The 937-nt window shown below is 64.8% G+C and carries 1 protein-coding gene; it reads left to right on the top strand.

The genetic code is table 11. The features are described from left to right. On the top strand, positions 1–937 hold a 937-nt coding region (locus LMU33_RS40800), incomplete at both ends, for a cbb3-type cytochrome c oxidase subunit I (RefSeq protein ID WP_228627162.1).

Below are 937 nucleotides of genomic sequence, written 5' to 3'. Positions count from 1 at the left end.
CGTTCGCGTTCTTCCTGATCGGTGGCGTGATGGCGCTGCTCATGCGCGCCGAGCTGGCCCGTCCGGGCCTGCAGATCATGTCGAACGAGCAGTTCAACCAGGCGTTCACGATGCACGGCACGATCATGCTGCTGATGTTCGCGACGCCGCTGTTCGCCGGCTTCGCGAACTGGATCATGCCGCTGCAGATCGGCGCGCCGGACGTGGCGTTCCCGCGGCTGAACATGTTCGCCTACTGGCTGTACCTGTTCGGCTCGACCATCGCGGTGGGCGGCTTCCTCACCCCGCAGGGCGCGGCCGACTTCGGCTGGTTCGCCTACTCCCCGCTGTCGGACGCCGTCCGCTCCCCGGGCGTCGGCGCCGACATGTGGATCATGGGTCTGGCCTTCTCCGGTTTCGGCACCATCCTCGGCTCGGTCAACTTCATCACCACGATCATCTGCATGCGTGCTCCGGGCATGACCATGTTCCGCATGCCGATCTTCGTGTGGAACGTGCTGCTGACCGCCGTGCTGGTCCTGCTGGCCTTCCCGGTCCTGGCGGCCGCGCTGTTCGCCCTGGAGGCGGACCGCAAGTTCGGCGCCCACGTCTTCGACGCCACCAACGGCGGCGCGCTGCTGTGGCAGCACCTCTTCTGGTTCTTCGGCCATCCAGAGGTGTACATCATCGCCCTGCCGTTCTTCGGCATCATCAGCGAAGTCATCCCGGTGTTCGCCCGCAAGCCGATGTTCGGCTACATGGGTCTGATCGCCGCGACCATCTCCATCGCCGGTCTGTCCGTGACCGTGTGGGCCCACCACATGTACGTCACCGGCGGGGTGCTGCTGCCGTTCTTCTCGTTCATGACCTTCCTGATCGCCGTACCGACCGGTGTGAAGTTCTTCAACTGGATCGGCACGATGTGGAAGGGCTCGCTGTCCTTCGAGACACCGATGCT

Source organism: Streptomyces barringtoniae (assembly GCF_020819595.1).
GTDB classification, from domain to species: Bacteria; Actinomycetota; Actinomycetes; order Streptomycetales; family Streptomycetaceae; genus Streptomyces; species Streptomyces barringtoniae.
Note: the sequence above shows the minus strand (reverse complement) of the source record. Positions and strands in the feature narration are given on the sequence as shown.